Origin of the sequence: Methanobacterium congolense, assembly GCF_900095295.1 — an archaeon.
Classification (GTDB): domain Archaea; phylum Methanobacteriota; class Methanobacteria; order Methanobacteriales; family Methanobacteriaceae; genus Methanobacterium_C; species Methanobacterium_C congolense.
The window spans coordinates 605,060-629,438 of record NZ_LT607756.1 but is presented as its reverse complement, the minus strand read 5'-3'; the positions used below and the strand labels follow the sequence as shown (position 1 = coordinate 629,438).

Sequence of the window (24,379 nt, the reverse complement as noted above, 5' to 3'; positions counted from 1 at the left end):
TTTTTAATTCAAATTTCAATTGTGATCACGATCTTCATCAATCTTTTCCAATGCCTTACATATAAACCTTGGTTTATTACCATATCGTTTAATAAGAGATTCTATAGTTTTTCCATTAACATCAAACCGTTTATTGACAATTTGAATAATTTCATCCTTTGAGTATGAGATCTCAACAACTTCAAAGAGCATTGAAAGAACACCAACCATCAATCTGGATAATGGTCCAAATTCCGTTAAGAGGTCCTTCTTCTCGCCCTTAACATAAACCCTCCACGCAGTCTGAAAAACCACATTAACACCCTTGAAATCATTTCTATGAGTCAAATATTCCTTAAAACATAAAAAGTAAAAATAAAATGATTTAAAACCATTATAATTCGTCCATTGACTGAATCCCACAGTTTTATCATTTAATACATGAGAATCATGAAATTTATCTGCAAAAAGAACTGCATCAAAGGTCTGAAGTTTTTTATACACATCACTTCGAGAGTTCACATGAAATTCCCGCTTCAAATTAATTAAGATTCTGTTAAAAAGTTTCTTAGGAGAATCTTCAAGGTCTATAATATCCAGTTCAACATCATAAACATTAAAGCCCAATTCATCAACTGCGAAGTATATGTTTGCAGATTTACCAGTTCCTGGAGCCCCCAGTACATGCACAATTTTTCCCCTGTGCATCTTAAGATCTTCAAGGATTTTATAAAGTTTTTTGTAGGAACGTGTTTCAACGAAGCTTCCATTGTCTGCACTGGATGTAACCTTGTAGTTTTCCATGATAAAATATTGATTTTCACGGTTATATAAACACGGAGATTGTGATCATCTACATTTAAGTAACGGCATCAGGTATGTACTGAAAAATTGCCAATGGGTGATCCCAACTGGATGAGTTAGATGAGGTACACTATGAATTTGCATGAAAACCCATGGTTTTATTAATTTTATAAATCATAATGATAAGCAGAAAATGATTAAATGTTTTGTTGAGGGGTTTAAATGGCAAAATATAGGTGTACAGTCTGTAACTACGTATACGACGAGGAAGTTGAGGATGTTAAATTCGATGAACTGCCTGAAAATTGGAGGTGTCCCGTTTGCAACTCTCCAAAAAGTGCATTTGTATTTCTATGTGAAGGTGAAACATGCAAGGAACCTGAAAAAGCAGAGGGTGAAAAGAAAACAGTTTCAGAGATTATGATTGCACAGATGGTGGAATGGGGCGTTAAATACGTCTTTGGACTCCCCGGAACCTCTTCCCTGGGCGTTGTTGATGCAATACGTAAGAATGATAGCATTCAATATGTGCAGGTGAGGCATGAGCAGGCAGCTGCCCTCATGGCATCTGCATACGGCAAGCTCACAGGACATGTTGCCGCATGTCTGACCATTGCAGGTCCTGGTGCAACCAACCTTGCAACTGGTCTTTACGATGCCAAACTGGACCATGCCCCAGTTCTGGCCCTGACAGGTATGGTCAAAAGGCAGCTCATTGGTCCGGGTTCCTTCCAGGAGATAGATCAACATGCATTCTTTGATCCTGTGACTGTTTTCAACAAGACATTGATGTCAGAGGATCAGACCACAAGCCTCACAACCCTTGCAATTAAACATGCACTCCTTGATAGGGGAGTTTCACACATTGGAATACCAAACGATGTTCAGAAAAAACCATGTAAAGGCAGTGTAATCTCATTCAAGGATCGGATGCCCAATCAGGCCATTTTACAGCCAGAGGTTCTTGTGAAAAAAGCTGCGAAGTTGATAAATGATGCAAAAAGACCCGTTGTGGTAGCTGGTTTTGGTGCAATGGGTCATGGTGACAAACTCCTTGAACTGGCTGAGAAGATCCATGCCCCCATAACTACAACCTTCAGGGGAAAGGGAGTGATCGATGAGTACAATGAACTTTACGTTGGAAGCCACGGCACCATAGGTTCAACAGCTTCAGCAGAACTTGTACAGAAAGCAGATCTCCTTATAGTGGTTGGATCCTCCTTCTCAGACATGACACAAATACCCGAGAAAAAAAGCGTCCAGATCGATATAGATCCTCTTATGATAGCCCGAAGATATCCTGTTGAAGCACCGCTCCTCGGAAACAGCTCAGAACTTCTTCCACGCATCTTAGAATCTGTTGAAAGGAAACAAAGACCTGAGTACTTGAAGGAAATTGCTGCTTTGAAGAGATCCTGGCTTGATCTTCTTGAAGAGGAGGCTGATAGTTCAACTTCACCCTTAAGACCCCAGTACATAATAAAGGTTCTGAATGAGAAGCTTGCAGATGATGCCATCATATCCCTGGATGTTGGTGAGAATGGATGGTGGTTCGGCCGTAACTTCCTCATGAAGGAAACCCAAAAACTTCTCATGTCAGGCTACCTCGCTACAATGGGATTTGGACTACCTGCAGCCATAACAGCCCAACTGGTTTACCCTGAAAGGCAGGTTGCATGTATAAGTGGTGACGGTGGTTTTTCAATGGTTATGGGAGAATTCATGACAGCCTGTAAGTACGATCTTCCCATAAACCTGTTCCTGATGGATAACAGGCAGCTTGGAATGATCATGCAGGAGCAGAAGGTTGAGAACTATCCCAACTGGCAGACTGACCTTCACAACTGCGATTTTGCAGATTACGCAGAAAGCTGTGGTGGTGTTGGAATAAAGGTTGAAAATCCTGAAGAACTTCCAGAAGCAGTTTATAATGCTTTAAATTCAGATAAACCTGTTTTAGTCAATATAAAAACTGATCCAAGGAGATTTATTTGATCTACATTTGATCCATAAAATTAAAGTGAAATTAAGTGATAAAAGGACTGCTTTGAAGTAGATATTACTGATAAATGTATTACTGTATAAAGGAATAATTTTGAGATAAAAAAAATTCATGTATCCAATGAGAATCAGGAGGAAGCGAATTATGGTTCAGGATTCCTGGAAGGTACTTTCAAAGATAAAAAATTCCAAGGAGAACCGGGCCAGATGTCCATGCCCAGTGTGCCCAAGTTATTCAAACTGCGGTGGGGAAGTACTTTACTGTGGCGGGGGGGCCAGTAAGTGTGATGTTGAAATTCAGGGTTGCATATGCAATGAATGTGATATATACCTCGAAAAAAGCCTCAAAGGAAACTATTACTGCACCAAGGATGTTGTTGGATTTAACCATAATCTCATGCGTAAAAGGGGGTCCTCTGAAGACCCTGAGAGTTACACTAAAATGGTTAACATCAAAGATATATCCTCCAAAGGACGTAGTGTGGTGGGTTCAATGGGATCCACGAAAAAACTTCCTGTTTCATTTGATTACCTCCATTTCATCCCTGCACAGATCAATAGAATACCCCTGAATCATGATGAAGATGTTAACACATGTATCTGCATAGGTCCCTCATCAAAGAAACCACTACAACTTTCATCACCCATAATAATTTCAGGGATGAGTTTTGGTGCTGTTTCAATGAACGTTAAGTTTGTAATTGCAAAAACTGCCTCGAAGTTGAATGTAGGATTCAACTCTGGTGAAGGCGGCATAACAGAGGAAGAACTTGAAATGGCACGATCCCAGATGGTTGTTCAGTATTCAACCGGAAGGTTCGGAGTTGATAAAGAAATACTGAAAAATGCTGCGGCAGTTGAAATACGTTTTGGACAGGGAGCTTACCCTGGAAAGGGAAGTTACCTACCTGCAGAGAAAATGAACCAGAAGATAGCAGAACTCAGAGGCCTTGAAAAGGGAGAATCCAGTTATTCACCTGCACACCATCCAGACATACTGAACCCTGGAGACCTTGAAGAGAAGGTTTCACGGCTGCGTAAATTAACTGATGGTACCCCTGTAGGTGCTAAAATTGGATGTGGTGATATTGAAGGGGATCTTGAGGTTCTTGTAGATGCTGATGTTGATTTTGTAAGTCTTGATGGTTTTGGGGGAGGTACTGGTGCAACGGATCTTTACGTCAGGGAGAACGTTGGAATACCACTCATTGCTGCACTTCCAAGGGCACATAAATACCTGGAAGAACTTGGAGTGAAGAAGGATGTTTCAATTCTTGCAGGAGGGGGTCTGCGCAGTTCTGCAGACTTTGCAAAGTGCTTGGCCCTGGGTGCAGATGCAGTTACCATAGGAACTGCTGCACTCATAGCAATGAACTGTGAACAGTACCGTGTGTGTTACAGTGGATCTTGTCCAACAGGAGTTACAACCCAAAATCCAGAACTTATGAAACAGTTGGAGGTTTCTGAGGGGGTTAGAAAACTTGAAAACTATCTGGAGATTTCAACGGAGGAAATAGCTAACCTCACACGTATAACTGGAAAAGAAAATATTTCAGATTTGAATATGGATGACTTAACTGCAGTTACACGTGAAACTGCATTTATAACCGGTGTTAAATGTGTCAACGGTACGTATGTGAAGTGAATTATTATTTTTAAAGGAGTTTAATATCTTTATGCCATGTAAATGTAGGATGTTGATCAGCGAACCATTTAAAACCTTGATGGATCAAAGATGAACAAAAACAATGTATATATTTTTTAGTTAGGAGCATGAAGATATGGATGAAATGGATTTTGAAGCTGAAAAAGTATTTGATCTAACTTTTAATGCCATGCCAGACCTTATAACAATTCTTGATAAAAATCATAAGATTTTAAGGGTTAACAAGGCCATGGCAAATCGTCTTGGAGTTTCACCTGAAGAATGTGTTGGTAAGATATGTTTTGAGGTGGTTCACAAAAGTGAATGTCCCATAGAAAACTGTCCCCATGCACTGTTACTGGGAGATGGTTCAGAACACACCTCCGAAGTTAGGGAAGATAATTTAGGAGGATTTTTCCTTGTGACAGCCACACCCATCATCGATGACAATGGAAACACGGTTGGAAGTGTTCATGTTGCAAGGGACATCACACAGCGTAAGATCATGGAGGATGAACTTCAGAAGGCCCTTGAAGATAAGGATGTACTCATTAAAGAGGTGCATCACAGGGTTAAGAACAATCTCATGATCATATCAAGCATGTTAAGTCTCCAATCCCGTTACATAAAAGACAGAGAGGTTCAGAATATTTTTAAGGAATGTCAGGATCGTACCCGGTCCCTTGCAATCATACATGAAAAACTCTACAGATCAGAGGAGCTCAACAGGATAAGGATCGATGAGTACATTGAAAGTCTTGTCTCAAGCCTTTATCACAGTTACACAATTAATTCTAATAGCATTAAAGTCAGAGTGGATGTTGAAAGTCTTGAATTTGATGCGGACACATCCATACCCCTTGGACTCATTATAAACGAACTATTCACCAATGCAATGAAACATGCCTTTCCAGGAGAGAGAACTGGGCAGATAGATGTTGAACTTCATTCAGATGATGATGGATTTAAACTTGAGGTTTCAGATAAGGGAGTTGGCTTCCCTGAGGGTTTAGACTACAAAAATGTTGATTCTTTAGGTTTAAGACTTGTAAATAGTTTAACAGAACAGATAGATGGTAAGCTTGAGCTTGAAAAGGGTGAAGGTACTAAATTCATCGTGATATTCAAGTAGATTTGAGAAGATGCATTAAAAACTATCTTCCAAGAACTTTCTCTTCTTTTTTATAATTTATCTTCATATAAAAGCCTATTTTTCCAGAATTTATAAAAAATTTATAAAAAATGATATTTATAAAAAAATTATGATAATTTTAAAAACAATCCTTAAAACCATATATTATCCTTTAATCCATCATTTTTTTAATACTACTTGAAATTAGTTAATTTAAGAAATTTTTAAAATATCTTAAACTGGTCATATTTTAAAGTTATCCCCCCCAAAGGCTATTCTACCATAAATGTTCTAAAAAAGTCAAAATATATATCCATTGCTTGGATATTATTATTTAAAAGAATTGTTTGAAAGAGTTTTTAAAAAAAGTTTTAAAAAATATTTGAACAATTTAAAATCATTTTTTGAGGTAGTTTGGTTAAAAGTTGATGAGGTTGGTTATTTAAATGGATTTAAGGGGTAATGCAAATATTGAAGCTCAGGTTGGAACACTGCGAAAGAATCTTCTAGATCTTAGTATGAAGAATCAGCTTCTGAACTTCAGACCCTACACCAGATCCATAAAGGTTGAAGATGAGATACCAACTGAAGTTTACAGCACCCTGGTTTTAGATGAAAAAAAGATGCAATTTACCCCAAGGGCAGAAAAGGAAGAAAAATCAGATTCTGAAGATCATGATCCTGAAAAGGATCCATCATCAGAGACTTCAACAGAACCTGATGATGATAGGAGTACAAGTAGAACTCCTGAAGAGGAATCTCTTCTATGGAAGCTTCCGAAGCCCCAGTTAAAGGTTAAGGGAAAATACAGCGACCTCCTTCTTCAGACCAATTTAACTGCAGAGGAACTGCAGAAACGTCTGTTCCGCATAGGTCAGCAGTCAAGATCCATGGTTGAAGAACAGGGTTACAACATCCTCTATCTTGCAATGGGCTTTCTTGAATGGAGGGAAAGCTCAGAGTCTGAGAATATGAGAAAAGCCCCTCTTCTATTGGTACCTGTGGAACTGGAGCGTAAAAAGGTTAAAGGCCCCTTCAAACTCAGATGGACTGGAGAGGAGATCATCACAAACATTTCACTCCAGGAAAAACTCACAGAACAGAACATTGAACTTCCAGAGCTTGAAATGCCTGAAAGTAAAGATGAGCTTTACAACTACTTCAAGGCCGTTAAAAAGGCCGTGTCCTCAAAGAAGGACTGGAAAGTGATCTACGAGATCTACCTTGGGTTTTTCAGCTTCACAAAATTCGTTATGTACAAGGACCTTGATCCTGAAAGCTGGTCTGGAGAGTACCTTGAAGGCAACCCCATAATAAACGCCATATTCGATCCATCGGGAGATAACTGTGATGAAGGCTTCCTTCCAGAGGAGGTTGATAAAAAACTGCGTTATAAAGATGTTTACCACATCCTTGATGCTGATTCATCCCAGATCGCAGTTATAGAAGATGCAAAGGCAGGTCGTAACATGGTTGTTGAGGGGCCTCCAGGTACTGGTAAATCCCAGACCATCGTGAATCTCATAGCTGAATTGATAAGTAATGGGAAGACCGTACTCTTTGTCAGTGAAAAAATGGCGGCTCTGGAGGTTGTTAAAAGTCGTTTAGATGGTATAGGGTTGGGTGAGTTCTGCCTGGAGCTTCACAGTCGTAAATCCAAGAAGAAGGATGTTCTTAATGAACTGGAAAGAACACTCTACAAGAGGGTTAACCCTCAGATATCACTTGAAAACGAGTTTCAAAGCATTGAAAAGCTCAGATCAGAGTTGGATGAATACGATAAAGTTTTACACTCTCCATTTGGTGAAATTGAGTTATCCCCATTCCAACTTTTTGGTATGAAGGAAGAATGTTTGAACTACTTCAATGATGCAGGAAGAGAAATGCCCAGGGTTAGATTCCAGTCCCCTGAAAAGTGCAGTTTGTCCCAGTACAACGAAACAGTTACAAACCTTAAAAGTATCCAGGAGCTGGTCAGGTTCCTGAAGCCCATATCAAAAAATCCCTGGAAAAACTGTATGCCAACCAATCTCCTACCATCAGATGAGGATGAGGTTGGATCCATTCTTAAAAGAACAGAACTGTCCCTTGAAAACCTTAGATCTGAACTGGAATACCTTTACCAAGCAACAGGGCTTGAAAAACCTCAAAATATGGCTGAAATTTCAGAGTTCCTTTCTTCTGCAGATATGATCTCCCATTCAAAACAGATGCCCCTTGATGTTCTCAAAAACCCGGAATGGGATGAAAATAATGGACTGGCCCTTGATTTAATAGGAAACCTTGAAACATTTAATGCGTACAGATCCAAGCTGTCCATGTTCCAAAGGGACGTTTTGAACATGAACGTTCAGCCTCTACTTAGAGAGTACCGTGAAAACTCTTCAAAACTCTTGAGATCATTTAGAGGAGGATACAAAAAGGCTAGAAACCACATATCTTCATTATACATAGGTAACGTTCCTGAAAAAGATGAAGAAATTATAAAAGACCTTGAATGCGTTGTTAAATGTCAGAGGGCCCTTCAAAATCTGGCGGATCATGATGCTGCTGGTCAGAGTTTGTTTGGAAATCACTGGAATGGTTCGAGTACAGATCCAGAGTCACTGAAAGAATTAATTAAATGGATGATTCCCTTCAGGAAAATGATTGTAACAGGTAAAGCTGGTGATAAAACAATCGAACTTGTAAGTTCTGGGGTGGATGCTGAGGATCTATCAACATCGACACGTAGGATACATGGGTACACACATGAAATTAAGAGGTGCATCAGTGAACTGGACAGCTACCTGAAAATTGATTTTAAGTCCATCTTTGGGAAGGGAATTGAAGAAGTCTCTTTCAATGAAATAACAACCCAAGTCACGGTTTACATGGAGGGGCTTTCATCACTGCAGAAATGGTCCCAGTTCCTTGAAATTTTAAGGGAAAGGCCCAACACAATGGTGGATCCCATAATTGAACTCGTGACCCATGATGAGATTGAAACAGATGATCTGATACCCTGCTTCAGGGGAAATCTTGCAGATGAACTTTTGAGATATGTTTTCAATGCAAATCCCGTTCTTTCAGGATTCATAGCTGAACTTCATGAGGGCAAGATAGAACGATTCATGGATACAGACAGGAAAATTATATCCCTCAACAGAAAACGAATATCTTCAAAGCTTTCAATGGAAAAACCAAGTTTAAGTGGGGCACCTTCAAGAAACTCTGAACTTGGAATTCTTTTAAGTGAATTCAACAGAAAAAGGGGACATATGCCTATAAGACAGCTTTTATCCAATACCTGTGGGCTGGTTCAGAGGATAAAACCCTGTTTTATGATGAGCCCCCTGTCAGTGGCCCAGTTTCTGGATCCACAAAATTCCAAAAACGTACGCTTCGATGTGGTTGTATTCGATGAGGCCAGCCAGGTTAAACCTGAAGATGCACTTGGAGCATTCCTAAGGGGAAATCAGGCTGTTGTTATGGGAGATACCCGTCAGCTGCCACCAACCTCCTTTTTCGATACCATGGCAGATGCCGAAGATGTTGAGGACTACGAGCTTTCATCCATATCAGATATGGAAAGCATACTCCACCTCTGCAAGCGGAGCTTCCCAACCAAGATGCTGCACTGGCACTACAGAAGCCGTCACGAATCACTCATAGCACTTTCAAATCAGGAGTTCTACAACAATGAACTCCTCATCTATCCATCACCATGTCATGATACTGATAAAATGGGTTTGAAGTTCCAATACCTTCCTGAAGCAGTTTATGATAGAGGGAGAAGCTCTTCAAATCGTGTTGAAGCTAAAAAGGTTGTTGAAGCTGCAATGGACCATTACAGAAGGTTTGGATGGTCCAAGAGCCTGGGTATTGGTACCTTCAACATCAAGCAGCAGCAAGTAATACAGGAAGAGCTTGAGCTGCAGCTTAAGCTGAATTCAGAGCTTGAAGAGTTCTTCACAGAAAGTCGTGATGAGGCATTCTTCATAAAGAACCTTGAAACCATTCAGGGAGATGAGAGAGATGTTATATTTGTTAGTGTGGGTTACGGCAAGGACCAAAATGGTCGTTTGAGTCTTAACTTCGGACCTTTGAACCGTGACGGTGGAGAAAGACGTTTGAACGTTCTCATAACCCGGGCCAGAGAACGCTGTGTTGTTTTCTCAAATTTCAGATCCCGTGACATAGATGTGACCCAAAACTCAGCATTTGGAGTCAGGGCCCTGAAATCATTTCTGGAGTATGCAGAAACAGGACACCTTGAAAGCATCAGAGCTCCAGGGGATGATACAGAATCACCATTTGAAGATTCTGTCTACAGATTCCTGGTAGAAAATGGACATGAAGTACATAAACAGGTGGGATGTGCAGGTTTCAGAATAGATCTTGCAGTTCTTAATCCCCACGCTCTAGGTACCTACCTCTTGGGGGTTGAATGTGATGGAGCAAGCTACCACAGCTCACAGGTTGCCAGGGACAGGGACAGACTCCGCCAGCAGATACTTGAAGGTCTTGGATGGACCATATACAGGATCTGGTCAACTGACTGGTACAGAAACCGTGCTGACGCTCAAAAAAGGTTAATTGAAGCCATAGATAAAGCTTCAACTGCAACGTCCCATGAAAACTTGCAAGAGGAAGTTGAAGCTGAAGATGGAATGAATACAGTGCAAATAATAGAAGAACAAATTGAGGATGAAACTGGAGATGAGGTTGAAAGCCCCCTGGAAGTTGAAATGGAAACCATGAAGGTTGAAGTTCCATACGATCCAAACAGGGACCAATCATTAAATAGGGATGATCCACTAGATCTGGCTGAACTTAAACACAAAACTGAATCTAAAGCACAAGCAGATACTCAAAATCCAAGTCCTGTTAACAGTTCCTCAACCCATGATGTTCCATGGGACAAATCTTCAGTTAATGATAACTCTCCAGTTAACAGTTCCATCGATCATTACCTGGTTAAAGATTCTGCAAGTTTAAATAGTACTGATGAGATAGATTTTAGTGAAACTGAGGTTTTTGACGATTTAAACAGTGGATCAGCTAATTCTCATACTGAGGGATCTGATGATGGTTCAGTTGTGGACCAATCGGATCTTCAAGGATCTTATAATATTTCTGAATCTCCAGGAGATTCTGTAGTTGAATATGAGCTTTGTTCCTCCCTATGCATCCCTGTAACTGGAGAACTTCATGAAAAACACCCATCTGAACTTGCAAAGGCCGTTACTCAGATCGTGGAAGTGGAGGGTCCTGTGCATTTCAGTGAAGTTGTGAGGAGGATAAGGGTTGCATGGGGCCTTAAAAAGGCGGGTAAAAGGATCCAGGATGCTGTGCTGAGTGCAGTGGTTTACGCCAAGCAAAGTGGCGATGTAATATCCAAGGGAGATTTCTTATTCTACAATGGAACTGCTGGAATTAAGGTGAAGGTGCGCAGGCGCTGTGGAAATCCTCCAGCCAGGATTGACCTGATATGTGATGATGAAATTGCAAAAGCTGTTAAAATAGTCATAATTCGTCAGTTTGCAACTCCAAGGGATGAACTTGTGAAGCAAACCTCCAGACTCCTTGGATTCAAGGCCACCCGTGGTGGAACTGCATCAAGAATTGAGAATGTTGTGAACTGGCTTCTTGAAACTGGTGAACTTGAAATCCTGCCAAACAGTATGATAAACTTCCCAAAGCAGTAAAAAAAATCAAGCAAGCTTAAAAATTGCACATTTATGTTTTTTTTATTTATAATTTATTTCTTTTATTTAATTATAACAGAACATCTAAAAAAAGGTGTTAAAAAAACTTTTCACCTCCAAACTGTAAAATATGCAACTATAAGATAACTATAAAATAAATTCTAAAAAAATCTAAAAAAATTTCCTAAAAAAACTTAATCCATGAGAACAAGATCAAAAATACAACATGTGGTTTACATTCAATTTTTAAATTCAACTTCACTTTATGATGAATATAATTTAATGATAAATGAAATTTTTAATAAAAAAATTTTTAATAAAAGGTTATTTTAATAGTTTGTCCAACAAAAAAGAGCTTATTTAAAAAATAAACATCAATTTGATGAATTGAATGAAAATTAGATGAATTTTTAAATCTGATGAAGGAGAAGAATATGAAGATACCGTGTATAACAGAAGAATCACTTTACAGGCCTGAAGCCCGCAGGTGGAGAGAAAGAATGGGTTTACTTGAACCTATTGGTGATGTTGTGGTTGTAATACCCTGCAGTATGCGTAAACCTTACTCACAGTCCAAATCCCACTCAATTTTCATGAAGGCAACCAAGGGTTATCAGGAAGCCATTTTAACATCCCCATTTGGTGTTTGTCCCAGGGAGATGGAGAGAACCTACCCAATACAATCCTACGACACCTCAACAACTGGTGACTGGTCCCAAGAGGAGATCAAAGCTACAGGCGAATGTTTAAAGGATTATATTGGAGATAAAGAGGTTATAGCCCATGTTTCGGGAGGTTACAGGGAAGTCTGTGAGGAATATTTACCTGATGCCATCTACACTTGTGAGGATGGCAGACCAACATCATGGGAGTCCATGGACAAACTTAAGAGTACTTTGAAAAGTTATAACAAGGTTCCATGGAAGGAGAGAAGACTTCATGGATTGAGATCCATTGCAAGGTACCAGTTCAACACCCCTGATGCAGATGCACTAATACCTGATGGATCCAAGGTTGTGGGACGTTTCAGCAAACGTATACTCCAAAACAAGGAACAGATCGCAACTTTATTATTTGACAATGGATTTTACTCCCTCAACCTCAAGGGTGGGGAGATTTTAAGGGAGATTAATGTTAAATGGGTTGAGATAGATTTTGATCTTAAAACCAACACAGTATTTGCACCGGGAGTTCTGGATGCAGATCCCGGCATAGTTCCAAGGGACGAAGTTGTGGTTTTAAGGAAAGGGGAAGTTCTTGGTGTTGGTAAAGCCGTTTTGAATGGCGAAGAGATGAAAAGATCCAGTAACGGTGTTGCAGTGAGGCTTAGGCACAGAAAAAAGTGATAATCACCAAAACTCAAAAACTAATTGATAAAAGTATAAATACCATGAACAGATCATAGAAAACTACATCTATTCTATGTTGATAAACATCATAAAATAGGCCATTAAGATAAAAATGAGATTTTAAATAAAATTTAATGGAATGAAGGCAATAAAACACTTTTAAAAATTTTTGAGGGATAATATGAGCGAAGAATTAGTTGCAAAAGTAAGAGAAGCACTTGCAGGTATTGCAGATCCTCACATGGGCATCAGTATAGTTGAAATGGGAATAGTTGGAGACATCGAAGTTAACGAAGCAGAAAAAACCGCTAAAATCGTTATAAAACCAACAAACCCTGGATGCATGAGCGCAGCAAACATAGCAATGCAGGCAAGGATTAACGCTGAAAAACTCGACGAGATCGACAAAGCAGAGATCGTTGTTGAGGGACACATGATGGCAGATGCAATCTGCGACATGGTAAACAAATAGATATGGTTCGGTGGAACATCGCCGCTGTAGTGGGTGTTCCAGGAGTGGGTAAAACTTCACTCTGCAGGGAAGCTGCAGAACTACTTGGAAGTACCCATGTAAACTACGGCGGCCTTATGCTAGAAATAGCTAGGCAGAAAGGTCTTGCAGAAACAGATTCTGAGATGTTCGGTCTTGATCTGGACATCCAGCACAGGATCTGGAGGGAAGCAGCCCTGAGGGCCAGTTCTATGAGTAACATCATTCTGGACCTTCATGGGATTGATGTATCCCCAATAGGTTACATAACTTCATTTCCAGTTGAAATCATATCACCCGACATCGTTGTGATAGTAGAATCATCTTATGAAAACATTTTGAAACGAAGGCAGACAGATAAATCTAAAAAACGTGCTTTGGAAGATTTTAAAAATTTAAATGAACATATGAGTCTTTTGAGATCGTCTGTAGCAGCATTTTCTGTTTTTTCAGGATACACATTTATGGTTGTTGATAATAACAACTTCGATGAATGCCTGGAAGAAATCGTTGCTCTTCTGGGTGAATAATTCCATGAATTCGTAATATATGCCATGGAATGCTTAATACATTCTTCAGAATCAGCCAATGAATAGAAAGGGTTATATATGATGAAGACTAAATCTTGGATCTACCCTTACGTCTTCTAAATTTTAATTTATGAAGTATTGATGAGGATTGAAATCCAAATGTACTTTAGGATATGGGGGCCCGTGGCTCAGGCGGTAGAGCGCACGGCTGATAACCGTGAGGCCCTGGGTTCGAATCCCAGCGGGCCCATTTCCTTTCATAAACTATTCTAATTTTAAAGGTATAACCTGAACTTCAGATAACTCATTCTTATGATCATCGGATTTATCACCCTTTCTTTCAGACTCATTATTAGCAAAAATCAATGATTAATTCTTTAATTCAAAGAAAAATGGTTTAAAAAGCCATTGCAACATTACTTAAAATGCTGATTTTTTGTGTTTTGCTCATACAAAATTCAATTTCAAAAAACTTATATCTGGTTGTGGTGAATAGTAAATTGGAGCAATGGTAAAGTCTAGGTAAAATTTAATTACCTCATTTTTTACCTTCTTTTTTATTATTTTATCTTGAAATACTTTCAAATCCTATAAAAAGAGAATTTTTATTTTTAATATGGATTTGTGCTACGAAATATTCACGCCATATAAATTTTACATAAAATTTCAACTTTATATCTATAATATGTATATTACTAATCGATTTAAGTTGAGTCTTCGCCTTTGAGGAAGCTGTGCAGTACTATATCGTATGTATTAACCCTAATTCATACCCAAGGAGCTACACCCCTCTTCACCCCAATTTTCTATTTTACAATATGTTTTTAGTAACAATTTAAAAGTGTAACTAATTAATTAAAATTCATTCTAATTGTTGAGCAGCTCTTTTAAGGTAATTGCTCCATTGGATGGTTTATAAGTCCTATTCTTGAATTCATATTTGAAAGAATTTGAGGATTAAGAAAAAAGTTTTATATATTACTTCAATCGACATGTAATATTGTGTTTTTCATGTCTTAACCATGATAAGTCACATCGACATACCTTCTCCCATTTTAGCCATTAAGTTTTAGGGAAAGGGTTTTTCATCATTGTATATGTCTTAACTAATAGACTGATGTTGTTTCTGAGTATTGTGAGTCCAATTAAGTTTTGTTGTAGTTGTTTTTGGCTCATACAATATTTTTTTTGTTTCAAATGTTATAAAATATGAAAGAAGGAGTTAGTAATGAAGTTTCATCCAGCTATATCAATAATTTTAGGGATTGTTACTATTTTAATGTGGTTTATCTTAGCAGGAATTTTAGGGTTAGACTTTAGTAAAAGTATTTCGAATACATCTGGCGGTGCAACACTAATTATTTTGATTTTAGGAGGATTTGTAGCCACTTATTTTACTGAAGACAAAAAGATAAGATACAGTATCTATGAAGGACTCATATTTACGGCTTTTGTGGGATTATCTAAAAATCTTAAATTAATTTTTGCAGCTTTTATTGCGTATGTACTTTTTATAGGAATTGGCGGTTTTATCGGGAAAATGACTGATAATAAAGAAAGACAAAACTTTAAAAATCATTTTGAGAAAGGATTTAATCCCATTATCACCATTGTAATGGGATTCATTGTTGCAAACTTTTTTTATTATTTGTTACTAGGGATCACAAACATATACACTTCTTATAATATTAAAACAGCTGCTTTAACAATTGCAGTGATTTCTAATGTAATTGGAGGATTTACAGCTACATTCTTCGCTAAAGAAAAGAAGATACAATACGGAATTTACACAGGACTAATTATACTCATAAGCTCCTTAGCTATGAAATTAATACATGGGACACTTCATGTAAATTATTCCTCAATAAGTATCGTTGAATATCTGTTATTTGCAGGTATTGGTGGTTTTATAGGGAAAATAACCGACAATACTGGGAGACAATCCCTTAAAAAACGTTTTAACAATGGATATAATCCAATCATCACCATCGTAATGGGATATTTTATTGCAACATTTTTTAATAATTCGATATTGTTGATTACATGCACATATAATTCCAATCCCTTTGGAGTAACTCAGTTTATAGTTGCAGCGATTTCTTTTGTAATTGGAGGATTTACAGCTACATTCTTCGCTAAAGAAAAGAAGATACAATACGGAATTTACACAGGAATGATTATCTTAATAGTTAACCTAGTTTTACAGTTGATATATGGCCCAACTATCCATGAACCTTACTATATAAAAATAGGTAAAATCGCAGGATATCTCATAGCCTCAGGCATTGGTGGTTACCTGGGAAAAACAATATATGCACGTAAACAAAAGGAAGCTGAATAAATGGAAAAAAGGTGTCGAATGTTATAAAATACGGAAGAAGTGGTTACTAATGAAGAGGTATCATCCTGTTATTGCAATTATATTGGGGAACATTATAACTGGCTTTTTAGGAGGCTTTGTTATCATTTTACCAATATCTTTATTATCGCACATTTTAGTAATATTTATATTTGTTTTGGGTGGATTCAGTGCTACATATCTATCTAGAACGAATAAAGCCACAATTGGTTTCTATAACAGTTTATTATATTCAATATCATCGTTAATAGGGGCCATCTTTATCTTTAAAACAGGATTAACACCAAATAAAGTATTAATTTTATTTATATATTTCCCGATTTTAGGGCTTATTGGAGGATTCATTGCAAAGACATTGAGGTCACGTAGAGGTAATGAGAATTAGGAGAAAATTACAAGGAATAGTTTCAATGTTTCTATTTGAGGTTATTTTGCTACTTGGAAAAATGAGTGGTAATTATTTTTAATCCATATCAAAAGCATATATTGAAAAAGGTGGGTTTATCATATGATAATTAAATGGAAAAGTGTGGTTTTTGGTTGTTTTTTAGCAATAATAATTAGTACAATTCTTTCATCGGTTTTTGATGTACTTCTTGGAATTAGAATAGGAAATTTATGGAATTGGATGGGTTTTCTTTTAGCAGCGGTTTATGTGAGTTACAGTCTTGGAGGAGGTTATTTAAAGGAGGGAGTGGTTTATGGTGTGCTTATAGGTTTAATTGGTGGTGTGATTGGTGGAATACTTTCCCTCATTGCATTGTGGCTTATAAATGGAAGTTTAGAACTATCCTTAACAAGAATAATATTGGACTTTTTAGTTAATGCAATAGTTTATAGTACAGTCAGTGCCATTGGTGGCATAATAGGATTACTATTAACTGGAAAATCCAAAAGAAGAAAAATTATTGCTTAACTTAGATCATTTATAAATAGAAATGTGGAGGAGTTTGTAATGGGCTTCCCAATAAAATCCATTTTCTAACCCTCTTATTCATCTCTTAATCACGTTAAAAATTGAATTATTTCTTTATATGCGTTAATATTTCAACGAACATTATATCTCCATCCCAACCGTCTGGGAAATATTCTCTCACTGCTTCTGCAACATAGAGATCAGAATGTGGATCTACTTTTCTCCAGATATCTCTCATTTCTAGAAAAGGACCTGTATAAAAAACGTTTTTTCTATCAATTATAGCATATTCACTCATTTTATCCCTCCATCATGATCTTGATGTCCACACTTATTTTTCACATAACTAATATCAATATCGCTCTGAAGCTTTTTAAAAACCTTACTTCTCAAAATGAAGTTTCAAATCAAACACAACTTCAAAGGACTTGTCTTAAAGTCTTAAGAATTGGAAAACCAACACAATAATAGAAGTGATTTGTAAAAAATGAGAAAACAAAATGGATACATATAAAAAAAAGGATTAAATGGAATTACTCACCCTTATAAACTCTTCAAGTTTCTTGGATGCTGCTCCAGATTCAACTGCTTCTTCTGCCATTTTATAACCCTCTTCAAGGGTTTCAGCCTGTTCGCTTATGAAGAGTATGGCTGCAGCGTTTGCAAGGCACATTTCAAGCCGTGCAACGTCCATTTCATCATCCCTTTTACCTGTCAGAACATCCACAACAACCTCAAGGTTTCCTTCAAGGGTTTCAGGAGCTCTTATAAACTCAGGATCAACACTTTTAATTCCAAAATCTTCTGGTGCTATGTTGAACACTTCTATTTTTCCATCGGCCAGTAGTGCAACCCTTGTTTTTCCTATGGTTGATATTTCATCCATTGCAGGTTCGTCATTATGATCGAATCCATGCACAACCATTGCCCTTTTGAGTCCGAGGTTTTTCAGGACCTCTGCAACCAATTCAACGTATTCAGGTTCAAAAACTCCAAGTAGCTGGATATCTGCTTTTGCAGGTGATGTTAAGGGGCCAATTATGTTGAAGGCTGTTCTTATTCCAAGTTCCTTCCTCACTGGCATGACGTGTTTCATTGCAGGGTGGAAGTTGGGTGCGAACATGAACCCTATTCCTGCATCTTCAAGGCACCTCTCAACTCCTGCTGCATCGCAGTTTATGTTGACGCCCAATGCCTCCAGAACATCTGCTCCACCACATTTACTGGTTATACTGCGGTTTCCATGTTTTGCAATGGCAACACCACAGGCTGCTGCAATTATTGATGCTGCTGTGCTCACGTTGAAGGTTTTGAATCTATCTCCACCTGTACCGCATGTGTCAACGAGTGGAATATTCATATCCGGCTTCACAACGATACATGCATCTCTCATTGCCCTTGAAAATCCTGTGATCTCCTGTGCTGATTCTCCCTTAACTGCAAGCCCTGTGAGGAGTGCTGCTATGTGAATGTTGCTCGCAGTGCCACTTATCATCTCCTTCATGCAGTTGTAAGCCTCTTCTTCGCTGAGATCTTCCCTTGCGGCTACTTTTTTCAGGTAATCCACCATCATTTAGTCATCTCCTCAGATATAATTCCCATTTATCCCTTAATCTTTATTCCTTAATCTTCGTTGCAGATTTCAGTTCAGCACATCTTTTCTGGACCTTATCGAGCATAGCTGTTTTATTCTGGAGGTTTTCTTCAACTATGTTTATGAGGGCGCTTCCAATGATTGCACCGTCAGCTCCAGCATCTATGATCTCGGCCACATGTTCTGGTTTTGAAATTCCGAATCCAACACAAAGTGGTAGATCTGTGTGGCTGCGCATTCTCTCCACGAGTTCAACACTGCTGGTTTTAACCTCGGATCTGGCACCTGTAACGCCCATAACAGATACAACATAGAGGAATCCTGAGCACATCTTGGCAATTTGTTTGAGTCTTTCGTTGCTGGTTGTCTGGGCTGCAAGGAATATTGGGTCAATACCATGTTTACGTGCTGCTTTAACAGATTCTTCTGCTTCTTCAGGGGGCAGGTCTGCTGCAAGAACACCGTTTACACCGGATTCCATTGCATCTTCGTAGAATTTGTCGATTCCCCTCTGGTAGATAAGGTTGTAGTACACAAGAAGGCCTATTGGAATTTCTGTGAATTCACGGATCCTCCTTATGAATTCAAAACATTTGTCTGTGGTCATTCCTGCATTCAGGGCCCTTAAATCTGCAGATTGTACTGTTTGACCATCTGCAACAGGATCACTGAAGGGGAATCCTATTTCAAGGGCATCTGCTCCTCCTTCAACCAGTTTTTTCACTATCTCTAATGATGTTTCAAAGTCAGGGTCTCCTGCAACCATGAATGGTATGAAAACACCCTCACCTTTATCTTTAACCCGTTTAAACATTTCTTGATAAGTTTCTATCATAAAAGTCACATCCTATGAATTATTTATGGAACTACCCATGAAATTGGAAACAATAATGAAACCAATGATGAATTTAGAGTTCCCTTCCCATTTCCTTTGCAACTATGAACATGTCCTTGTCTCCCCTTCCAGACAGGTTCACAATTATTGTTTTTCCCTTGTTCTCTGGCATTTTAGCGTACTTCTCAGCGTATGCAACTGCGTGGGAGCTTTCGAGTGCAGGTATTATTCCCTCGTACCTGGATAGAAGTTCGAATCCCCTGAGTGCCTCTTCATTGGTCACTGCAACATAGTTGGCACGACCTGAAGTGTGGAGGTATGCATGCTCTGGTCCAACCCCCGGATAATCCAGTCCTGCAGAGACTGAGCTTGCCTCCCTTATCTGTCCGTCCTGGTTCTGGAGTACGTATGAGAGTGATCCGTGGAGTATTCCCTCTGTTCCCTTGCAGAGTGTGGCTCCTGTTTTGTTGGTTTCAATTCCTTCACCTCCACCTTCCACTCCAATGAGATCAACCTCATTATCATCAACGAATCCTGAGAAGAGCCCCATTGCATTACTTCCACCACCGACACATGCTATTGCTGCATCAGGCAGTGCTCCCTCTTTTTCAAGTATTTGTTCCCTTGCTTCGCGCCCTATAACACTCTGGAAGTGTTTGACCATGCTTGGGTATGGGTGGGGTCCCATTGTCGTGCCTATGAGATAGTGGGTCGTTTGGATGTTGGTGATCCAGTCCCTGAATGCCTCGTTTATTGCATCTTTAAGTGTTTTTGAACCGGAGTGTACTGGAATTACCTTCGCACCGGATATCTCCATTCTGAACACGTTGAGTTTCTGTCTCTCAACATCCTCACTTCCCATGTACACGTCAACCGTGGGTATCTTGAAGTTGGCACCTACAACTGCGGTTGCAATTCCGTGCTGTCCTGCACCGGTTTCTGCTATTAACCTGGTTTTACCCATGTACTTTGCAAGAAGACCCTGTCCAATGGTGTTGTTTATCTTATGAGCACCTGTGTGGAGCATGTCCTCCCTTTTAAGATATATTTTACATCCAAGTTTCTCTGAAAGGTTCTTTGCATAGTAAAGGGATGTTGGCCTTCCTGCAAATTCCTTCAAATAATACTGAAGTTCTGTGTTGAACTTTTCATCATCCTTGTACTTTAAAAAAGCCTCTTCAAGCTCTTCAAGCGCAGGTATTATGAGTTCAGGGACAAAAACTCCCCCATATTTACCGAATTTTCCACTTTCCATCATGAGATCACCTTAAACCAATTCATTCTATTATTATTCCATCAATTTTTTTTATTCAATTGAATATTGGCCCAACAATTAATTGAATTATAAATTCCATGTATTATCCCAATATTCCTATTTTAATGACTTATTAAACAGATCCCTTATTTTGAGGGGATTTTTAATTCCAGGTGTGTCTTCCACCCCTGAATTGATATCCACACAGTCGAAGTGTTCATTCAAAATTTTTTCATGAGCTTTTATTCGTTCTGTGTTCATTCCACCGGCAAGAACTGTTTTTATACTTTTTTTAATATTTTTTGCAATCTTTGAAGCTTCAACTGCTGTTTCAATTGGAATCTGTCTTCCAGTTCCACCACTTTTTCCTTCAACTTCATAGTCGAATATCAGGGCATCACAAACCCTTGCAAAATCTTCTATTTCCCTTTTCTTTTCATCTGAGAGTTCATCAGAGATTCCAACAGCTCTCACTATCCTCAAGTCCTCTTCCAGCGGACATGTTTTGAAGCAGTCACGCCACTTGAGATATTTTATACCATAGGGTGAGAGTGAGTGAAGCTGTAAAATCTTTATACCAGTTTTTTCAATGGCAAAAATTGCTTCTTCAATGGTTTCAGGTTCAAGTACAAGAACTGCTCTGTTTTTATCCTCCAATAAGGATCTCAGTTCAACTACATCTTCCAGTTCCACGAAGCGTTTGGATCTTTTGATGTTTATGAATCCTAAGAAGTCTGCACCTGCATCTTCACATGTTCTAACATCTTCAGGTCTGGTCATTCCACAGATCTTGATTTTCATAGATAATCCAACCCAACAATCTAATTATTAATTTCTTTGGATTTTGGAGCCTTTAAGAACTTTTATTATATCTGAAGCTGCAGTCATCATTTCGGATTTGGTTTTTTGGCCCATTATCCCTGTCCCTATTAATATTGTGTCTGCACCTGCTTCGGCCAAACGAAGGGCATCTTCAGGTCCTTTGACTCCACTTTCAGATACGAAGATGATTTCAGGGGGTATGTAACATGCAAGTTTCTCTGTTACCTTGAGGTCAATTGTGAAGTCCTTGAAGTTTCTGTTGTTAACTCCTATTATCTGGGCTCCTGACTTCAGGGCATTTTCTATGTCTTCACGGCTTCTGCACTCCACCAGTGAATCCATTCCAAGTGTGGATGCAAGTTCAATACCACCCTCAAGGTCAGGGTACACTCCAGACATCAGGAGAACTGCAGATGCACCTGCAAGCTTTGCCTCATATATCTGGTACTCATGCATGAGGAAGTCCTTTCTTATGAGTGGAACTTCTGTTATCTCTGAGGCAGACTTCAGGTTTTTGAGGCTGCCCTTGAAGTAGTTTTCCTCTGTTAAGATTGAAACTGCAGATGCACCTGCACCCTCAAAAACATCAATGGCATCTTCAAGTTTGGTCTCTGATATATCTCCCATTGAAGGGGATGCAGGTTTATACTCACATATAACCTGAACATCTTCCGGGGAGGTTAATGCATTCTTGAATGATTTATGTTCTTGATTTGAATTAAATTTTGGGCTGGAATATTTTTCATTATTATTCCCGTTTTCATTATCGTTCCCATTCTTTTCGTTGCCAAGAATTTCTTCAACCTGGTTTTTCAGCTCTGACAATGGTTTTGATTCCATTGTGCTTTGAAGTGTTTTCTGCCTAGTTTCCAGGATCTGCTGAATCTTTATCATGGAGATGTCTCCAGAAAGTTTTTGAGGATCCGGAGTCCCTCTTTTGTTCCAACAGATTCTGGGTGAAACTGAAGGCCATAAATTGGGAATTCACGGTGTTTTATGGCCATTATCAGACCTTCATCAGTTTTTGCAATGATTTCAATGCATTCTGGCGTTGTTTCTGCATCACAGAGCAGTGAATGGTAACGGGCAGCCTTCAATGGGTTTTCAACCCCATTAAAAACACCTTTGCCATTATGGATTATCTTACTCTGTTTTCCATGTACAGGTTCTGTTAAGATTATTTTACCGCCAAAAGCTGAAAATATTCCTTGATGTCCAAGGCAAACTCCAAGGACGGGTATTTCGGGTCCAAGTTCTTTTATGACCTGCATGCAGACCCCGAAATCCCCCACGTTTTCAGGGTTTCCAGGTCCCGGAGATATTATTATTCCCTGAGGTCGAAGCTCCTTTATCTCATCCACCGTGATTTCATCGTTTCTCTTTACAAGGATATCCTCCTGAATCTGACCTATCATCTGGTAGAGGTTGTAGGTGAATGAGTCGTAGTTGTCGATTATCAGTATCATTCAATCTCATCCCTTGAGTTGATTGTTGAACTGGAACACTTGGAACCTGAATTTGAATCGTTTGAACTGGAATCCCCTGAAACTTCAAGTGCTTTTAAAAGGGCTCCTGCTTTATTTTCGCATTCATGGTACTCATTTTCAGGTACGGAGTCATGAACTATTCCTGCACCTGCCTGTATTCTTCCAGTGTTCCCATCACAAACCATGGTTCTTATGGTGATTGCAAAATCTGCATTTCCATTAAGGGAGAAGTAACCAACTGCCCCTGCATATGGCCCCCTTGGAATTCCCTCAAGTTCGTTGATTATTTCCATAGCCCTTATCTTTGGAGCTCCACTGAGTGTTCCTGCAGGGAACATGGCCTTGAATGCATCAACTGCTGTTTTATCATCACGCAGTTTTCCCTGAACATGGGAAACTATGTGCTGGACGTGGGAGAATTTTTTAACATCCATGTACTCTGGAACATGGACCGATCCAAATTCACTGACCTTCCCAACGTCGTTTCTTGCAAGGTCCACTAACATGAGGTGTTCTGCCCTTTCCTTCTCATCGGCCAGGAGTTCACTTTGAAGTTTTTCATCCTCAATGGTGTTTGAACCTCTTGGACGTGTTCCTGCAATTGGAAAGGTTTCAACCTTTCTGTTCTCCACCCTTACAAGCATTTCAGGACTTGAACCTATGATTTCACGTTCTCCAAGTTTCAAATGGTACATGTAAGGGGAGGGATTGATTTTACGCAGTTTTTCATAGAAGGATAATTTGTTGCCCTTTAACTCATATTCCACAGCATTGGATATGACTCCCTGAAATATTTCACCAGCCCTTATTCTCTCTTTGGTTTTACGAACCATTTCCTCATATTCTTCCTTGGAGAAATAATGGTTTTTCTCCTTGAATGACAAATCATCTATTTCATAGTCTTCTTTTGATATTTCACGGATTTTTTCAAGCCTGTTCTCTCCAAGAGTTACGTATTCACATTTGTTACGTATCCTGTCGAAGATCACTCCATCGAGAAAGAGTCCAAATTCAAAGTCTGGATAGTATCCCTCGTTTATGTCCACAGGTTCGAAGTGTCTTACTGATTCGTAGGACACGTATCCAACAAGACCGCCGTTGAATCCTTTTTTTCCCGTGTTTTTAGAGTTTATCTTCTTTATTTCATCGAAGGGGTTTTTAACTTCTATTTCCTCTTTTTTTCCTTCATGTTCTATTTCGAGGAGGTTACCCTTAGCCCTGAAAGTTGCAACAGGATTGAATCCAAGTACAGAGTACCTTGCAAGTCCACTGTCACTTTCCATTGACTCAAGTAAAAATGCGCTTGAATAATTACTGTATATTCCTTTGAAGAGTTCAAAGGGAGAATCAAAATCTACGTCAATTGTTTTGGGTTCATTTATTTTAATTCCAATTTCATCGAAGTTATATTCGCCAAAAACATTCACTGCCTTTCATATTTTCACCTTGAAATGATACCATGTTAAATTTCATATCTAAATTTGATTTTCT

At 38.9% G+C, this 24,379-nt stretch carries 19 protein-coding genes and 1 tRNA gene; 11 read left to right on the top strand and 9 right to left on the bottom strand.

The window, feature by feature from the left end; translation table 11 throughout:
* Positions 1–15 precede the first annotated feature (15 nt).
* Positions 16–783: a hypothetical protein gene (locus MCBB_RS03035; protein ID WP_071906384.1), complete on the bottom strand. Its 768-nt coding sequence runs from the start codon at positions 781–783 to the stop codon at positions 16–18.
* 222 nt (positions 784–1,005) lie between these two features.
* Here MCBB_RS03035 and MCBB_RS03030 point away from each other — a divergent pair, with 222 nt between their 5' ends.
* The 11 genes from MCBB_RS03030 (at position 1,006) to MCBB_RS02980 (ending at position 16,895) form a co-directional block, all read left to right on the top strand.
* Positions 1,006–2,778 (top strand): thiamine pyrophosphate-dependent enzyme, encoded by a 1,773-nt coding sequence (locus MCBB_RS03030; protein WP_071906383.1) that lies wholly within the window; start codon positions 1,006–1,008, stop codon positions 2,776–2,778.
* A gap of 151 nt (positions 2,779–2,929) precedes the next feature.
* Complete coding sequence (locus MCBB_RS03025; RefSeq protein ID WP_071906382.1) at positions 2,930–4,429, top strand: glutamate synthase-related protein; 1,500 nt, start codon at positions 2,930–2,932, stop codon at positions 4,427–4,429.
* Positions 4,430–4,565: 136 nt separating this feature from the next.
* Complete coding sequence (locus MCBB_RS03020) at positions 4,566–5,561, top strand: PAS domain-containing sensor histidine kinase (RefSeq protein WP_071906381.1); 996 nt, start codon at positions 4,566–4,568, stop codon at positions 5,559–5,561.
* A 446-nt stretch (positions 5,562–6,007) separates the two neighbouring features.
* A complete protein-coding gene (locus MCBB_RS03015) occupies positions 6,008–11,251 on the top strand; it encodes a DUF3320 domain-containing protein (RefSeq protein WP_071906380.1) in 5,244 nt (1,747 codons plus the stop codon).
* Between the two features lie 434 nt (positions 11,252–11,685).
* Positions 11,686–12,597 carry a DUF5591 domain-containing protein gene (locus MCBB_RS03010; RefSeq protein ID WP_071906379.1) on the top strand — a complete coding sequence of 304 codons (912 nt, stop codon included), beginning with the start codon at positions 11,686–11,688 and terminating at the stop codon, positions 12,595–12,597.
* A 184-nt stretch (positions 12,598–12,781) separates the two neighbouring features.
* Positions 12,782–13,072 (top strand): metal-sulfur cluster assembly factor, encoded by a 291-nt coding sequence (locus MCBB_RS03005; RefSeq protein WP_071906378.1) that lies wholly within the window; start codon positions 12,782–12,784, stop codon positions 13,070–13,072.
* A gap of 2 nt (positions 13,073–13,074) precedes the next feature.
* Positions 13,075–13,620, top strand: coding sequence for an AAA family ATPase (locus tag MCBB_RS03000; RefSeq protein ID WP_071906377.1), 546 nt, complete (start codon positions 13,075–13,077; stop codon positions 13,618–13,620).
* Positions 13,621–13,797: 177 nt separating this feature from the next.
* Positions 13,798–13,870, top strand: a tRNA-Ile gene (locus tag MCBB_RS02995).
* Between the two features lie 978 nt (positions 13,871–14,848).
* The gene (locus tag MCBB_RS02990; RefSeq protein WP_071906376.1) at positions 14,849–15,961 is read left to right on the top strand and encodes a hypothetical protein; all 1,113 of its coding nucleotides are present in this window, start codon (positions 14,849–14,851) and stop codon (positions 15,959–15,961) included.
* A 49-nt stretch (positions 15,962–16,010) separates the two neighbouring features.
* Positions 16,011–16,364, top strand: coding sequence for a hypothetical protein (locus MCBB_RS02985; RefSeq protein ID WP_145975997.1), 354 nt, complete (start codon positions 16,011–16,013; stop codon positions 16,362–16,364).
* Between the two features lie 123 nt (positions 16,365–16,487).
* Entirely contained in the window at positions 16,488–16,895 is a 408-nt protein-coding gene (locus tag MCBB_RS02980; RefSeq protein ID WP_071906374.1) for a DUF5518 domain-containing protein, read from the top strand.
* 106 nt (positions 16,896–17,001) lie between these two features.
* On the opposite strand, the gene MCBB_RS02975 is transcribed toward MCBB_RS02980, so the two are convergent.
* The 8 genes from MCBB_RS02975 to trpE form a co-directional block, all read right to left on the bottom strand.
* Positions 17,002–17,193, bottom strand: a complete 192-nt coding sequence (locus MCBB_RS02975) for a hypothetical protein (RefSeq protein ID WP_071906373.1) — start codon at positions 17,191–17,193, stop codon at positions 17,002–17,004.
* A gap of 225 nt (positions 17,194–17,418) precedes the next feature.
* Positions 17,419–18,468: an anthranilate phosphoribosyltransferase gene (trpD, locus tag MCBB_RS02970; protein ID WP_071906372.1), complete on the bottom strand. Its 1,050-nt coding sequence runs from the start codon at positions 18,466–18,468 to the stop codon at positions 17,419–17,421.
* 43 nt (positions 18,469–18,511) lie between these two features.
* Positions 18,512–19,324, bottom strand: a complete 813-nt coding sequence (trpA, locus tag MCBB_RS02965; protein ID WP_071906371.1) for a tryptophan synthase subunit alpha — start codon at positions 19,322–19,324, stop codon at positions 18,512–18,514.
* A gap of 73 nt (positions 19,325–19,397) precedes the next feature.
* Positions 19,398–20,582 carry a tryptophan synthase subunit beta gene (gene trpB, locus MCBB_RS02960; RefSeq protein WP_071906370.1) on the bottom strand — a complete coding sequence of 395 codons (1,185 nt, stop codon included), beginning with the start codon at positions 20,580–20,582 and terminating at the stop codon, positions 19,398–19,400.
* A gap of 114 nt (positions 20,583–20,696) precedes the next feature.
* Positions 20,697–21,380, bottom strand: coding sequence for a phosphoribosylanthranilate isomerase (locus MCBB_RS02955; RefSeq protein ID WP_071906369.1), 684 nt, complete (start codon positions 21,378–21,380; stop codon positions 20,697–20,699).
* A 27-nt stretch (positions 21,381–21,407) separates the two neighbouring features.
* Positions 21,408–22,295, bottom strand: a complete 888-nt coding sequence (locus tag MCBB_RS02950) for an indole-3-glycerol phosphate synthase TrpC (protein ID WP_071906368.1) — start codon at positions 22,293–22,295, stop codon at positions 21,408–21,410.
* The gene (locus MCBB_RS02945; protein ID WP_071906367.1) at positions 22,292–22,867 is read right to left on the bottom strand and encodes an anthranilate synthase component II; all 576 of its coding nucleotides are present in this window, start codon (positions 22,865–22,867) and stop codon (positions 22,292–22,294) included. The genes MCBB_RS02950 and MCBB_RS02945 overlap by 4 nt, the downstream gene beginning before the upstream one ends.
* Positions 22,864–24,315, bottom strand: coding sequence for an anthranilate synthase component I (trpE, locus tag MCBB_RS02940; RefSeq protein ID WP_071906366.1), 1,452 nt, complete (start codon positions 24,313–24,315; stop codon positions 22,864–22,866). Before trpE ends, MCBB_RS02945 begins: the two co-directional genes overlap by 4 nt.
* Positions 24,316–24,379 lie beyond the last annotated feature (64 nt).

Bases quoted from the DNA above. Each gene is read 5' to 3' on its own strand.
- MCBB_RS03015 (WP_071906380.1), top strand. From the start codon at position 6,008: ATGGATTTAAGGGGTAATGCAAATATTGAAGCTCAGGTTGGAACACTG.
- MCBB_RS03030 (WP_071906383.1), top strand. From the start codon at position 1,006: ATGGCAAAATATAGGTGTACAGTCTGTAACTACGTATACGACGAGGAA.
- trpD (WP_071906372.1), bottom strand. From the start codon at position 18,468: ATGATGGTGGATTACCTGAAAAAAGTAGCCGCAAGGGAAGATCTCAGC.
- MCBB_RS03000 (WP_071906377.1), top strand. From the start codon at position 13,075: ATGGTTCGGTGGAACATCGCCGCTGTAGTGGGTGTTCCAGGAGTGGGT.
- trpB (WP_071906370.1), bottom strand. From the start codon at position 20,582: ATGATGGAAAGTGGAAAATTCGGTAAATATGGGGGAGTTTTTGTCCCT.
- trpA (WP_071906371.1), bottom strand. From the start codon at position 19,324: ATGATAGAAACTTATCAAGAAATGTTTAAACGGGTTAAAGATAAAGGT.
- MCBB_RS02985 (WP_145975997.1), top strand. From the start codon at position 16,011: ATGAAGAGGTATCATCCTGTTATTGCAATTATATTGGGGAACATTATA.
- MCBB_RS03025 (WP_071906382.1), top strand. From the start codon at position 2,930: ATGGTTCAGGATTCCTGGAAGGTACTTTCAAAGATAAAAAATTCCAAG.
- MCBB_RS02990 (WP_071906376.1), top strand. From the start codon at position 14,849: ATGAAGTTTCATCCAGCTATATCAATAATTTTAGGGATTGTTACTATT.
- MCBB_RS02945 (WP_071906367.1), bottom strand. From the start codon at position 22,867: ATGATACTGATAATCGACAACTACGACTCATTCACCTACAACCTCTAC.
- MCBB_RS02980 (WP_071906374.1), top strand. From the start codon at position 16,488: ATGATAATTAAATGGAAAAGTGTGGTTTTTGGTTGTTTTTTAGCAATA.
- MCBB_RS03020 (WP_071906381.1), top strand. From the start codon at position 4,566: ATGGATGAAATGGATTTTGAAGCTGAAAAAGTATTTGATCTAACTTTT.
- MCBB_RS03005 (WP_071906378.1), top strand. From the start codon at position 12,782: ATGAGCGAAGAATTAGTTGCAAAAGTAAGAGAAGCACTTGCAGGTATT.
- MCBB_RS02955 (WP_071906369.1), bottom strand. From the start codon at position 21,380: ATGAAAATCAAGATCTGTGGAATGACCAGACCTGAAGATGTTAGAACA.
- MCBB_RS02975 (WP_071906373.1), bottom strand. From the start codon at position 17,193: ATGAGTGAATATGCTATAATTGATAGAAAAAACGTTTTTTATACAGGT.
- MCBB_RS03010 (WP_071906379.1), top strand. From the start codon at position 11,686: ATGAAGATACCGTGTATAACAGAAGAATCACTTTACAGGCCTGAAGCC.
- MCBB_RS02950 (WP_071906368.1), bottom strand. From the start codon at position 22,295: ATGATAAAGATTCAGCAGATCCTGGAAACTAGGCAGAAAACACTTCAA.
- MCBB_RS03035 (WP_071906384.1), bottom strand. From the start codon at position 783: ATGGAAAACTACAAGGTTACATCCAGTGCAGACAATGGAAGCTTCGTT.